We start from the raw sequence: 12,991 nt of genomic DNA, 5'->3' as shown, positions 1-12,991 counted from the left end.
GCCGGTCCGGGGCGGAGGTTCCGGAGCGGGGATGGGGCGGAGGCTCAGGCCCCGGACGGGGCGCGGGGGAGGGTGACGCGCGCCGGGGGCACGCACTCCCGTCGGCGTATGCGCCCGGCGCTCCGTCTCCTGCCGCGAAGGGGGCCTGCGACCGCCTCACCGTCCTACTGCCCCTCCGTCGACGGGGCGCGCGGGAGAGGGCGTGAGGGGCCACGCCGAGGGGTGCGGAAACGCGAAGGAGCGGCCCGAAGGCCGCTCCTCGTGTTTTCCCGCGCTGCTTCCCGCGCTGCTTCCCGCGCTGCTTCCCGCGCTGCTTCCCGCGCTGCTTCCCGCGCTGCTTCCCGCGCTGCTTCCCGCGCTGCTTCCCGCGCTGCTTCCCGCGCTGCTTCCTACCCCCGCACCTTCCGTACGACCTCCCGCAGCTTCCGCCGCGCCGCCCTCGGCACATCCACCGCGCGCACCTCCACCACCAGGGTGGTCTCCGAAGCCTTCCGCACCGGGCGGGCCGTGTAAGGCCGAGCACCGCGGAACCAGAGGGCGCGGCCCATGCCGGTGAAGTACGGGACGGCGGTGACGGGGAACGGACCGGACGTGGGCAGGGTCACCGCGTAGCGGCCGGGGCTCAGGCCCTTGACCGGGAGCTCCGCCGTGAAACCGCACCCGGCCCGGCTGAGCGAGACCGGCGTCTCGCGGCAGTCGCTCGTGCCGTTCTCCACCCGCAGGCGCAACGCTCCGCGGCCCTGCTCGCTCTCGTCGGCCAGTTTCCCGGCCACCACCAGGGTGCCCTTGCGCGACCTGTGCCACGACGCCCCGGTCACCCGGCAGGAGGTGTCGTCGCGCGGCACCTCGCGGCCGACGTCCAGAGAGAGGTTGCCCCACTTCGTCACGTACGGGGTGACGGTCGTGGGCTCGCCCGGACTCATGGTCACGATCTCCTGCGAGGGTGTCCGTTCGGCATCGGGGCTCTTCATCCGGACCGTACGGCTGACGCCCTGCGCGCGTACGTCGAGGAAGAGGTTCCAGGCGCCCTGGCCCAGCGGGGCGCCGTCCGCCGCCGTGGGCAGGGAGATGTCCGCGACGAAGCCCGCGTTCGCGTAGCGCTCGTCGTCCGGGAGCCCCGGGACGGCCTGCGTCCGCGCGGGGACACGGATCTCCGGGTGCCCCCCGTCGTGGCACCGCAGCACCAATTCGGTGGCCGGGTCCAGGGAGGCCACGTTCTCGATGTAGGCGTGGCCGGTCAGCCGGAGCACGCCGCCCTTCAACCAGTCCGCCGACTCGACCCGGTGGTGCGCCGGCAGCCGGTCGGTGACGTCGAACGCGCTGTCCGGCACCCCCACCGCGGTGTCACGGAAGAGCGGATGGTCCCAGTAGACCCGGCCCCCGTCGACGACGTGACCGCGCGCGGCGTCCTCCTCGGCGTTGCGGATGACCGTGATCACGTCGTCGAACCGGTCGGCCCGCAGCAGGTGCAGCAGCAGCCGGTCGCGCGCCACGAGCTTTTCGATGATCGGGTCGGTGACCCAGTTCTCCACCCAGTCGCGGATCTCCGGGTAGAGGCGCTCGCGGATGTCCTCCTCGCTCTCCCGGAGCAGCAGCCACCACAGCGGGCCGCACAACTCCCATTCGACATGCCGGCGCATGATCTGGTCGCGCCTCGGGCCCGGCTCCAGATAGCGGGCCACCGTCTCGAAGCAGAGCCGGGTGCCCTCCATCCGGTGGCTGAGGTTCTGCGCGGTGAGGGTGAGGTTGTTCCCGTTCGCGCGGTGGCGCTGGTAGTAGCAGTCGTAGTCCGCGACCACGGACACTCCGTCCGCGTTGAGGTACGCGGCGGCGGTGAACGGTTTGTCCTCGGTGTTGCGGACCGGCGGGAAGCGCAGGTTCAGCCGCTCCAGCAACGAGCGGCGGAAGAGTTTCCAGCAGCCGAGGGTCCAGTAGGCGGCCGAGGAGAAGATGTCCGTACGCGGCTGCGTGCTCTTGAAGACGGCGGTGGGGACGGGCCGACCGTCAGGGGAGACCATCTTCCCCAGCACGATGTCCGTCTTGTTGTCGTCGGCCATGGCCACCATGCGGCGCAGTGCGTCCGGGCCGAGGTAGTCGTCGGAGTCGAGGAAGAAGACGTACTCACCGCGGGCCACGTCCAGCGCGACATTGCGCGGCACGGAGGCGGTGCCCGAGTTCTCCTGGTGGATGACGTGCAGTGAGGGGCAGAGCGCGGCGAGCCGGTCGAGTTCCTCGCCCGTGCCATCGGTCGATCCGTCGTTCACCGCGATGATCTCGAGCTGGTCCAGGCCGATGGTCTGCTCCATCGCCGAGTCGATGCACTCGGTCAGCTCGGGCATGGCGTTGTAGGCCGGGACGATCACGCTGACTTTGGGTTGGGGCATCGCATTCCTCGTCGCTGGATCACAGTGTGGTTGTACTCACTGCCACCAGAGAGGTGTCACGGACGAAGGACTTCGTCGAGTACGTGAGGTTTGATGCGTGGAAACGCCCGAAGGTTGCCTGAGATCAACTGCTTTTCCTCAGGATGGCCGTAAATGAGCGGAGAAATGGGTTCCGCTTCGGTCGTCGCGGGCAGCCCGGTAGCGGCGGGTGAGGGCGTGCGGCCTCGCGTTCCTGCGGCTGCTGAACGCGAGGTCCGGGACGCGGAATCGGCGAGGCGCTTGGCGCGATAACGACGTTCGGTCCGGACGGCAGGAAGCCTCCCACCAATAGCTGTTGGTGAGAGGCTGCGTGCGCCCCCGGCAGGACTCGAACCTGCGGCCAAGCGCTTAGAAGGCGCCTGCTCTATCCACTGAGCTACGGGGGCCGGGAGCCCTGATCGGGTGGTTCCGTGGCCGTGCCGGGACAAGGATAGGGCTCCGATCGCCTGGACCCGGTTGCTTCACCTGCGTGGCACGATGTGGAGGTTCGGTGAAGCGAACCGATAATCGCAGGTGAGTACGGATCGTGCATAGCTTTTCGCGTCCTGGGGGCCGGGTGTTGTGCACTCGTTATGCCTGCGCCCCACTCGTCCCCCTTGTCCGGAGCCGGTCCGGGGGTGGTCCGGAGCCCGTCCCGAGTCCGTCCGGGCGTCCGTTCGGACGCTGTCCGGAGAGTGGAACCGCCGCGCAGAGGGGTCTATAAGCTTCAAAAGGGCGCCAAAATTGGGCATTCTTCGCATGTGGTGACCATGGACGTACGGCCTCAGCTCATCGACGCACTTTCCGCCCTGCGCGACCGTGTCGCCGCCGTGCGTCTTCCACTCCCGCTGCCGGGGGCCGAACGCGCCCGGCAGACCAGGGTCGAACTCCTCGCGCAGCTCGACGACTACCTCTTGCCCCGGCTCAAGGACCCCGAAGCCCCGCTGCTCGCCGTGATCGGCGGGTCCACCGGGGCCGGGAAGTCCACACTGGTCAACTCACTGGTCGGGTGCCGGGTCAGCGAGGCCGGGGTGCTCCGGCCCACCACGCGCACGCCCGTGCTGGTGTGTCACCCCGACGACCACCACTGGTTCGCGGGCGTACGGGTGCTCCCGCAGCTCACCCGGATCTGGCTGCCGCCGGGTCAGCCCCGCGACCCCGACGGGCTCGACGACCTCGGCGCCGGTGCGGACGACGAGGCCGACGTGCTGCGGATCGAGACCGCCGTCAGCCTGCCCCGCGGGCTCGCCATCCTCGACGCCCCCGACATCGACTCCCTCGTCGTGCGCAACCGGGTCCTGGCCGCCGAACTCATCTGCGCCGCCGACGTCTGGGTGATGGTCACCACCGCCTCCCGGTACGCCGACGCGGTGCCCTGGCATCTGCTGCGTACGGCCAAGGAGTACGACGCCGCTCTCGTCACCGTCCTCGACCGGGTCCCCCACCAGGTGATCGCCGAGGTCTCCCGGCAGTACGCGGCGCTCCTGACCCGCGCCGGGCTCGGGGACGTACCCCGCTTCACCATCCCCGAACTCCCCGAGTCCGCGGGCGGCGGCAGCGGACTGCTCCCCACCACCGCCGTCGCCCCGCTCCGCGCCTGGCTCACCCACCGGGCCCAGGACCCCGCCGCCCGGCAGCAGGCGGTGGGGCGTACGGCCTCCGGGCTCATCGAGTCGCTCAACGTCCGGATGCCCGCGCTGGCGTCGGCCGTGGCCGCGCAGTACGCCGCCTCCGTACGGCTCACCGGCGTCGTCGAGGACGCGTACGCCAAGGAGGCCGACCGGATCCGGCGCCGGCTGCAGAGCGGAGCGGTCCTCTCCGGGGACGCGCGCACCCGGTGGCGCGGCTACCCCCTCTACAGCGCCCCCGGCGAACTCCTCGAAGCCCTCGTGGACAGCCTGATCGCCCTCCTCCAGTGCTCGGTCTCCGCCGCCGACGCCCAGATCCGCACGCAGTGGAGCCGCGAGCCCGCCGCCGGGGTGTTCCGGTTCGAGGGCGCCGGCCGGGAGTCCGGGGGGTGGGGGCCCGTCGAGGACGTCGAGGGCCGGATCGCCGTGGCCGTACGGAGGTGGCGACGGGTCCTGGAGGAGCTGGCCGAGGAGGAGGTACGGCAGCTCGAACGCAGCGTGGCGCCCGACCCCGAGAGCGTCGCCGCCCTGCTCGCGGCGGCCCTGCTCGGCGGACGGCGCGCCCGCAGGGCCGGGGAGCAGCTCGCCGAACGCATCGGCGCCCAGGGCGCCCTGCGCCTCCGCGACAAGGGCGGCGAACTGCTGACGACCTATCTGGACCAGGTGCTCGGCGGCGAACGCGACCGCCGCCTCGCCCCGCTCGACGCGCTCGACGTCGCCCCCGAACCGCAGGCCCAACTGATCGCCGCGCTGTCCGTCATGCAGAAGGAGAGGTGGCAGCGATGACCGCCGTCACGGACGAGAACCAGGGAAACGGTACGGCGGCCACGGGTGCGCCCAAGGAGGGCGGGGCTCCGGGGCAGGGCGACGGGCGCTGGGACGACGGGCTCATCGCCCGCCGCGCGGCCGCGGTCGACGGGCGGGGCGACGGTTGCGGAGTCGAGGACTCCGCAGGGGGCGACTCCCGTACGGGGGGCCGGGGCCGTTCCCGTACGGGCTCCGCCCCCGTCGCCGATGAGGACGACGTACGGCCGCAGGTCGAGGCGTACGTCCCTTCCGGCGGACCGCTGCCGACCCGGCTGGACGCCCTGCGCGAACTCGTCGGCCTCTCCCGGGCCCGGCTCGACCGGGACACCCTCACCGAGGCGGGACGCGTCCTGGACGAGGCCGCCGCCCGGCAGCGGCTCTCCTCGCGGCACACGGTCGTCGCCATCGCGGGGGCCACCGGGAGCGGGAAGTCCACCCTGTTCAACGCCCTCGCCGGGGCCCAGATCTCCGACACCGGGCTGCGCCGCCCCACCACCTCCCAGCCCATTGCCTGCAGCTGGACCGACGGGGCCGCGGGGCTGCTCGACCGCCTCGCGATCCCCGGCCGCCTCCGCCGCAGGCCGCACCCGGGGCCCGCCGCGTCCGACGAGGCGCTCCAGGGGCTCGTCCTGGTCGACCTGCCCGACCACGACTCCGCCGCGACCGCCCACCGGGACCAGGTGGACCGGGTGCTGGCGCTGGTCGACGCGGTGATCTGGGTGGTGGACCCGGAGAAGTACGCCGACGCCGCCCTGCACGAGCGCTATCTGCGCCCCCTGGCCGGCCATGCCGAGGTCACCTTCGTCGTCCTCAACCAGATCGACCGGCTCCCCGGTGAGGCCGCCGAACTCGTCCTCGACGACCTGCGCCGGCTCCTGGACGAGGACGGCATGGCCCTCGGCGAACACGGCGAACCCGGCGCCACCGTCATGTCCCTCTCCGCCCTGACCGGCGACGGGGTACCCGAACTGCGCGAGCTGGTCGGCCGGTTCGTCCAGGACCGTACGGCGGCCACCCGCCGGCTCTCCGCCGATGTGGCCGCGGCTGCGGCGCGGCTGCGGCCCGTGTACGTGGCGGAGGGGCGGCCGGGGCTGGGGGAGCGGGCCCGCGAGGAGTTCACGGACCGGCTGGCCGAGGCGGTCGGGGCGGCCGCCGCCGGACAGGCCGCCGAGCGGGAGTGGCGCCGGAACGCGGGGCGCGCCTGCGGGACGCCGTGGCTGCGCCTGTGGCGGTGGTACGAGTCCCGGGGGCTGCCGGGCAGCCTGGACCGGATGGGCCAGGCGCTCACCCCGCCGGAGGAGGAGCTGACGGCCCGGCAGCGGGTGGAGCAGGCGGTCCGGATCGTCGCGGACGACGCCGCCGACGGGCTGCCCGCGCCCTGGGCCCAGGCGGTGCGCGAGGCCGCGTTCACCGGGGCGAAGGGGCTGCCGGAGGCGCTCGACGAGCTGGCGCTGAAGGCGGCGGCGGGTCCTGCCAAGGGCTCGAGCAGGTCCTCGGGGAAGGGGACGGGGAAGTCTTCGGGGAAGGGGTCGGACAGGACTTCCGGGAAGGGCTCGGACACGGCCTCGGGCAGGGCTTCCGGCCATGCCTCGGGCGCTTCGGACGGGGGCGGGCACGCCGGCTCGGTGGGCCGGGCCACCGGTGCCGCACTCGGCGGGCGGCCGGCCAAGCCGCCCCGGCCGAAGTGGTGGCCCGCCGCCGTACTGGTCCAGGCGTCCATGACGCTGATCCAGATCTTCGGCGGGCTGTGGCTGCTCGGCCAGATCATCGGGGTCCTGGAGCCCGGACTCGTCACCCCCGCCCTGATCATGCTGGCCGGAGTCGTCGGCGGGCCGCTGGTGGAGTGGTCCTGCGCGGCCGCCATCCGGGGGCCCGCCCGGCGCTACGGGCAGGACGCCGAACGGCGGCTGCGCGAGGCGGCGGCCGCGTGCGGACGGGCCAGGGTCCTGGACCCGGTCTCGGCGGAGCTGGTGCGCTACCGGGAGGTGCGCGAGCGGTACGCGGCGGTGACGGAGTTTTCCACAACCGGCCGGTAATCCACAGGCTCCGACGCACTCCGTCCTCGGCGTCCACCATGAAGTCAGTGCCGGTGACCGGGAACGACGGTGACCGGTCACCGGAACACGACGACGGAATGCGGGGGCGGAAATGAACGGGACGATGGTGACGCTGGTGGGGAACGCCGCCACCGCGGTGGAGTTCCGCGAGACGGCGACCGGGGGAATGGCGCGATTTCGCTTCGCCGTGACCCCGCGGCGCCGGGACCGCGAGACCCAGCTGTGGACGGACGGGCCCACCAGCTTCTACACGGTCTGGGCCTGGCGGACACTCGCCACGAACCTGGCCGCGTCGGTGGCGATCGGGGAACCCCTCGTCGTGCACGGCCGGCTGAAGATCCGCGAGGAGGAACGGGACGGCGGGCGAAGGACGTTCGTGGATGTGGAGGCGGTCGCGGTCGGCCATGACCTGAGCCGGGGGACCTCCGCCTTCCGCAGGGTCGTCCGGACCGAACCGGCCCTGACCTCCGCCCTGCGGGGCGGAACAGACGGAGCGTCAGAGGATGATTCCGGCGCGTCACGGGGCCTGTCGGAAGCCCCTGCCGAAGGCGTCACCGAAAGAGCCGCTGTGTCCTGAAAGGGCTGATCGGGGTGGGCGGTCCGGCGATAACGATTCCGATTCGGAATGGTTGGGCGGAGGCGGGACGGGGGATTACGGATCGCCCGTTCCTTAGGATTCCCGGAGCTCATGGGTCACTTGAGTCTGCTGGCGAGGCATTCCCCACACGCGCACCATGCGCGAGGGCCTCGCCCGGAGGGGAATCCTGTGTTTTCTGCGCCTGCAGTGTCCGCCCGGCCGTCCGACGCGCAGGCGGGGCACACCGCCCGCGGCAGAGCGGCGCGGACCGGGAGGACCCCCGGGCGCGGGCGGGGCGTCTTCCGCCCGGTGGCCGCGCTGCTGCTCTCCGGCCTCGTCACGGCGGCGGCCACCCTGGCCGGGGCGGGGGCGGCGGCCGCCGACGACTCGGGCCGCCACCAGGGCGGCGCGGCGGCGGTGCTCGACGGGCTGAAGACCTTCGACAACGCCGTGCTCCGGATGCCGGGCGAGAACGGTGCCCCCGCCCGTACGCAGGAACTGCCCGCCGGGCTCTTCGAGATGACCGTGGACGGCGGCGGCAAGCTCAAGACGTACTGCATCGACCTCCACAACCCCACCCAGGACCAGGCCAAGTACCTGGAGACCCCATGGGCCGAGACCTCGCTCGGCGCCAACCGGAACGCCGGGAAGATCCGGTGGATCCTCCAGCACTCCTACCCCCAGGTCGACGACCTCGCCGCGCTGGCCGAGGCGGCGGGCACCGGACCGCTCACCGAGAGGACCGCCGCCGCGGGCACCCAGGTCGCCATCTGGCGCTACTCGGACGGCGCCGATGTCACCGCGTCGGACAAGCACGCCGAGAAGCTCGCCGACTGGCTGCAGAAGAGCGCGCGCAACGTCGCCGAACCCCGGGCCTCCCTGACCCTGGAGCCCGCGGCGGTCTCCGGCCGGGCCGGGGAGCGGCTGGGCCCGGTGACCGTGCGCACGGACGCTGACCAGGTCTCCGTGGCGCCGCCGGTGGACGCGGCGGCGAGCGGCATCACGGTGACCGACGAGAAGGGCACCCCCGTCACCTCCGCCGGGGACGGCGCCCGCCTCTACTTCGACGTGCCGGAGGCCTCCGCCGACGGCTCCGCCTCGCTCACCGTCCAGACCACCACCTCCGTCCCGGTCGGCCGGGCCTTCGCCGGGACCACCCGCACCCAGACCCAGATCCTGGCCGGCTCCAGCGAGTCCACGGTCTCCGCCCGAGCCACCGCCACCTGGTCCGAGACGGGCCCCGCCCCCGCCCTCAGCGCCCGTAAGAACTGCGCCGCCGGGGGCGTGGACATCACCGCCGCCAACCGGGGCGACGGGCCCTTCACCTTCGAGCTGGGCGGCACCGAGCACACCGTGGCCGCCGGAGCCACCGAGACGGTCACCGTCCCGGTCGCCGAGGACCAGGCGTACGACTTCACCATCACCGGCCCCGGCGGCTTCCGGAAGAGCTTCACCGGCGTCCTGGACTGCGCCACCAGCGGCAGCGTCATCGCCACCGGCGACGATCTTCCGGCCGACGAGGACAGCGGTATCAACGCCCAGAGCGCCCGCGGCTCCCTCCCCGCCTCCACCGGCACCGCCACCTCGGGCCTTGAGGGCGACCTCGCGGCCACCGGCGGCTCCAGCACCACCCCGATGATCGCCGCCCTCGCCGTCGGCTTCCTCGTCGTCGGAGGCGGAACCCTCTTCGTCTTCCGCCGGAAGGAAGCGGCCGGGCAGCCCGGCGCGTAACGGAGGGCCCGGGGCCGGTCCCGGACCGGAACCGGCCGGTGCCCATGGCCCGAGCCGGTTGCTCCCCGGGGCCGGAGCCCGGCCGTTCTCGGACGGGTTTCCGTGGTGTGGTACTCCTGCGGAGAATGGAGACACGTCTGTTCTCGCTCGGATCTCACTCGGAGGTGTCGATGACCGTTCGCCGTGTCGTGCCCAACATCCGGTCGGAGGCGCTGCAGGAGAGCCGGGAGTTCTACGGCCTGCTGGGCTTCGAGGAGGTCATGAACCACGGCTGGATCATGACCCTCGCCTCCCCGGCCACCCCGGCGGCGCAGATCAGCATCATGGACAGTGACAAGACCGCGCCTGTCGCTCCCGACATGAGTGTCGAGGTGGACGACGTGGATGCGGCTTACGCGGCCATGAGGGAGGGCGGTGCGGAGATCGTGTACCCGTTGCGGGATGAGGAGTGGGGCGTGCGGCGGTTCTTCGTCCGCGATCCCAGCGGACGGGTGGTCAATGTGCTGGGCCACCGCTGACGGCCCCGCTCTCCCGCACCCCTGGCGAAAGCGCCGGTCACAGCCACTTGCTGATGGCCGCGACCGGGACGGTCGTTTCGTGGAGCGGGTAGTGGCGGGTCGATGGACCGGCAGTCCGCATCGAGTGCCGGCAGCATCCACGACGGAGCGCCCTCCCGGGCCGCCCCTCGGCCGTCCCTGGCCGTCCCCGGGCCGTGCCAGGCCGGTCAGGAGCGACCGCAGGGGACAGCCAGTGACAGGTCAACTACGCGGTCGGACCGCCGGGGCCCAGGTCACGGCCCCCTGACGGGACGGGTTACCACCCAGGGATGGACGTCAGGCAAGATGGGGTGTATCTGCCCACACCTCTATTGCTGCCGGACGGTTTCTCTTGGCTGAGTTCATCTACACCATGCGCAAGACGCGCAAGGCGCACGGCGACAAGGTCATCCTTGACGACGTCACCTTGAACTTCCTGCCCGGTGCGAAGATCGGTGTCGTGGGGCCCAACGGCGCCGGCAAGTCCACGGTGCTGAAGATCATGGCGGGCCTGGAGCAGCCGTCCAACGGTGACGCGTTCCTGTCGCCCGGCTTCAGCGTCGGCATCCTCATGCAGGAGCCGGAGCTCGACGAGAGCAAGACCGTGCTGGAGAACGTCCAGGACGGCGCCGCCGAGATCATGGGCAAGCTCAAGCGCTTCAACGAGGTCGCCGAGCTGATGGCGACCGACTACTCCGACGCGCTGATGGAGGAGATGGGCAAGCTCCAGGAGGACCTGGACCACGCGGGCGCGTGGGACCTGGACGCCCAGCTGGAGCAGGCCATGGACGCCCTGGGCTGCCCGCCCGGCGACTGGCCCGTCGTCAACCTCTCCGGTGGCGAGAAGCGCCGGGTGGCGCTCTGCAAGCTCCTCATCGAGGCCCCGGACCTGCTCCTCCTCGACGAGCCCACCAACCACCTCGACGCCGAGTCGGTGAACTGGCTGGAGCAGCACCTCTCGAAGTACGCGGGAGCCGTCGTCGCCGTCACCCACGACCGGTACTTCCTCAACAACGTCGCCGAGTGGATCCTCGAACTGGACCGCGGCCGCGCGATTCCGTACGAGGGCAACTACTCCACGTACCTCGACAAGAAGGCCGCCCGCCTCAAGGTCGAGGGCCGCAAGGACGAGAAGCGGCAGAAGCGCCTCAAGGAGGAGCTGGAGTGGGTGCGGTCGAACGCCAAGGGGCGCCAGACCAAGTCCAAGGCCCGTCTCGCCCGGTACGAGGAGATGGCGGCCGAGGCCGACAAGATGCGGAAGCTGGACTTCGAGGAGATCCAGATCCCGCCGGGGCCGCGCCTCGGTTCCATCGTCGTCGAGGTCGAGAACCTCTCGAAGGCCTTCGGCGACAAGGTCCTCATCGACGACCTGTCCTTCACGCTGCCCCGTAACGGCATCGTCGGCGTCATCGGTCCCAACGGCGCGGGCAAGACCACGCTGTTCAAGATGATCCAGGGCCTGGAGACGCCCGACAGCGGCTCCATCCGCGTCGGTGAGACCGTCAAGATCTCCTACGTCGACCAGTCCCGCGCCAACATCGACCCGAAGAAGACCCTCTGGGCCGTCGTCTCGGACGAGCTGGACTACATCAACGTCGGCCAGGTCGAGATGCCTTCGCGGGCGTACGTCTCCGCGTTCGGCTTCAAGGGCCCGGACCAGCAGAAGCCGGCCGGGGTCCTCTCCGGTGGTGAGCGCAACCGCCTCAACCTGGCGCTGACGCTCAAGGAGGGCGGCAACCTGCTGCTCCTCGACGAGCCCACCAACGACCTCGACGTCGAGACCCTGTCCTCGCTGGAGAACGCCCTCCTGGAGTTCCCGGGCGCCGCAGTGGTCATCTCCCACGACCGCTGGTTCCTGGACCGCGTCGCCACGCACATCCTCGCCTACGAGGGCGACTCCAAGTGGTACTGGTTCGAGGGCAACTTCGAGTCGTACGAGAAGAACAAGATCGAGCGTCTCGGCCCGGACGCGGCCCGTCCGCACCGCGCCACCTACAAGAAGCTCACGCGAGGCTGATGGTCTTGGCTCGTCACCTCTACCGCTGCCCGCTGCGCTGGTCGGACATGGATGCCTTCGGCCACGTCAACAACGTGGTCTTCCTCCGCTACCTGGAGGAGGCGCGCATCGACTTCATGTTCCGGCTGGCGCCGGGGGACGGCTCGCCGTCGTTCTCGGGCGGGTCCGTCGTGGCCCGGCACGAGATCGACTACGTACGGCCGCTCGTGCACCGGCACGAGCCGGTCACCGTCGAGTCGTGGGTCACGAAGATAGGCGCCGCGTCGCTGACGATCGCCTACGAGATCAAGGACCCCGAGCAGGTGTACGTACGGGCCTCGACCGTCGTCGTCCCGTACGACCTGGCGGCGGAGCGGCCCCGGCGGATCTCCGCCGAGGAGAAGCTCTTCCTCCAGGAGTACCTGGCAGAGGAGCCCGCCGCGGCATGACCGTGCCTGTGCAGTCGCTGCTGTTCGCCGACCCGAGGGAGGCGGCGGATCTCGCCGCCTTCCTCGGGCGGCTGCTCCACTACGACCGGGCCGCCGCGGTCCGGTTGCAGGCGGGCGGCGGCGACGCACTGGCCGTGTTCGGCCGCCCGCCCTCCTTCGAGGTCCTCGCCATCCGCGCCGCCCGCCTGGCCCGGCCCGAGACGCTCGACGTCACGGTGTCGGCCGGGGAACTGCTGGAGTCCCTCGACGTCTCCGACGAGGGGCCCGGGGGGCGGGGCGGTGCACTGCCCGCTCCCGTCACCGGGCCGCCCTGGACCGGTGTCCTGCCGCCCCGGGGACCCTGGCGGGAACAGGCCGGGCTGCCCGGCCCCGACGCCCTGCGCGCCGCCCTCGACGAGGCCGTCGCCGAATTCCGTACGCGGGACGAGGCGCTGCCCGAGGAGCTGCGCACCCGTGCCGAGCGCGACCGCATCGGCCGGGAGATCTGGTCCCGCCCGGTCGGCACCACCGAGCTGCCGCTGCGGGCCGTCCACGCCGCGCAGTCCCTCGGCTTCCTCCGCGCCGACCCCGGCTTCCCCGTCTCGCTCCTCGCCGCGGGCGGCTGGCTGCGGCTGCGGACCCCGTTCGGGTCGGTCGCCCTGCGGCGCGATCCGGTGGGCGGGCTGGGAGCGCTGGCGCTGACCGTGGAGCACAACTGAGCGCTCCGGCGGCCGCTGTCACGCTGCTCCGACGCGGCTCTGATTCTGACGCGGCTCTGATCGGTGGCACCGGCTGAGTGGCTCCGACCGGCGGCCCAGGCCGGGCAGCT

At 72.0% G+C, this 12,991-nt stretch carries 9 protein-coding genes and 1 tRNA gene; 8 read left to right on the top strand and 2 right to left on the bottom strand.

Annotation, left to right across the window (positions count from 1 at the left end):
- Positions 1 to 389 precede the first annotated feature (389 nt).
- Both ACQ9ZG_RS10240 and ACQ9ZG_RS10235 read right to left on the bottom strand, forming a co-directional pair.
- A complete protein-coding gene (locus ACQ9ZG_RS10240) occupies positions 390 to 2,384 on the bottom strand; it encodes a glycosyltransferase family 2 protein (protein ID WP_258312216.1) in 1,995 nt (664 codons plus the stop codon).
- Positions 2,385 to 2,736: 352 nt separating this feature from the next.
- Positions 2,737 to 2,809: transfer RNA gene (locus tag ACQ9ZG_RS10235), tRNA-Arg, on the bottom strand.
- A 363-nt stretch (positions 2,810 to 3,172) separates the two neighbouring features.
- On the opposite strand from ACQ9ZG_RS10235, the gene ACQ9ZG_RS10230 reads away from it, so the two are divergent.
- From ACQ9ZG_RS10230 to ACQ9ZG_RS10195, 8 genes are all read left to right on the top strand, one after another.
- Positions 3,173 to 4,816 carry an ATP-binding protein gene (locus ACQ9ZG_RS10230; RefSeq protein WP_018487233.1) on the top strand — a complete coding sequence of 548 codons (1,644 nt, stop codon included), beginning with the start codon at positions 3,173 to 3,175 and terminating at the stop codon, positions 4,814 to 4,816.
- Entirely contained in the window at positions 4,813 to 6,873 is a 2,061-nt protein-coding gene (locus ACQ9ZG_RS10225; RefSeq protein WP_499280328.1) for a YfjP family GTPase, read from the top strand. The genes ACQ9ZG_RS10230 and ACQ9ZG_RS10225 overlap by 4 nt, the downstream gene beginning before the upstream one ends.
- 112 nt (positions 6,874 to 6,985) lie before the next feature.
- On the top strand, positions 6,986 to 7,471 hold the full coding sequence (locus tag ACQ9ZG_RS10220; protein ID WP_028415160.1) for a single-stranded DNA-binding protein: 486 nt from the start codon (positions 6,986 to 6,988) through the stop codon (positions 7,469 to 7,471).
- Positions 7,472 to 7,660: 189 nt separating this feature from the next.
- Complete coding sequence (locus tag ACQ9ZG_RS10215) at positions 7,661 to 9,202, top strand: Cys-Gln thioester bond-forming surface protein (protein ID WP_499280326.1); 1,542 nt, start codon at positions 7,661 to 7,663, stop codon at positions 9,200 to 9,202.
- 170 nt (positions 9,203 to 9,372) lie between these two features.
- A complete protein-coding gene (locus tag ACQ9ZG_RS10210) occupies positions 9,373 to 9,720 on the top strand; it encodes a VOC family protein (protein ID WP_109916228.1) in 348 nt (115 codons plus the stop codon).
- 370 nt (positions 9,721 to 10,090) lie between these two features.
- On the top strand, positions 10,091 to 11,755 hold the full coding sequence (gene ettA, locus ACQ9ZG_RS10205; protein ID WP_018487228.1) for an energy-dependent translational throttle protein EttA: 1,665 nt from the start codon (positions 10,091 to 10,093) through the stop codon (positions 11,753 to 11,755).
- Between the two features lie 5 nt (positions 11,756 to 11,760).
- The gene (locus tag ACQ9ZG_RS10200; protein WP_026237383.1) at positions 11,761 to 12,183 is read left to right on the top strand and encodes an acyl-CoA thioesterase; all 423 of its coding nucleotides are present in this window, start codon (positions 11,761 to 11,763) and stop codon (positions 12,181 to 12,183) included.
- Entirely contained in the window at positions 12,180 to 12,881 is a 702-nt protein-coding gene (locus ACQ9ZG_RS10195; RefSeq protein WP_028415163.1) for a DUF8010 domain-containing protein, read from the top strand. The genes ACQ9ZG_RS10200 and ACQ9ZG_RS10195 overlap by 4 nt, the downstream gene beginning before the upstream one ends.
- The last annotated feature ends 110 nt before the right edge of the window (positions 12,882 to 12,991 follow it).

Origin of the sequence: Streptomyces araujoniae (assembly GCF_050871195.1) — a bacterium.
GTDB lineage: Bacteria > Actinomycetota > Actinomycetes > Streptomycetales > Streptomycetaceae > Streptomyces > Streptomyces bacillaris.
This window is presented reverse-complemented; position numbering and strand designations above follow the sequence as displayed.

What these genes read in the sequence shown, in the direction of transcription:
- ACQ9ZG_RS10195 (WP_028415163.1), top strand. Translation starts at nt 12,180, where the DNA reads ATGACCGTGCCTGTGCAGTCGCTGCTGTTCGCCGACCCGAGGGAGGCG.
- ACQ9ZG_RS10210 (WP_109916228.1), top strand. Translation starts at nt 9,373, where the DNA reads ATGACCGTTCGCCGTGTCGTGCCCAACATCCGGTCGGAGGCGCTGCAG.
- ACQ9ZG_RS10230 (WP_018487233.1), top strand. Translation starts at nt 3,173, where the DNA reads ATGGACGTACGGCCTCAGCTCATCGACGCACTTTCCGCCCTGCGCGAC.
- ACQ9ZG_RS10240 (WP_258312216.1), bottom strand. Translation starts at nt 2,384, where the DNA reads ATGCCCCAACCCAAAGTCAGCGTGATCGTCCCGGCCTACAACGCCATG.
- ACQ9ZG_RS10225 (WP_499280328.1), top strand. Translation starts at nt 4,813, where the DNA reads ATGACCGCCGTCACGGACGAGAACCAGGGAAACGGTACGGCGGCCACG.
- ACQ9ZG_RS10220 (WP_028415160.1), top strand. Translation starts at nt 6,986, where the DNA reads ATGAACGGGACGATGGTGACGCTGGTGGGGAACGCCGCCACCGCGGTG.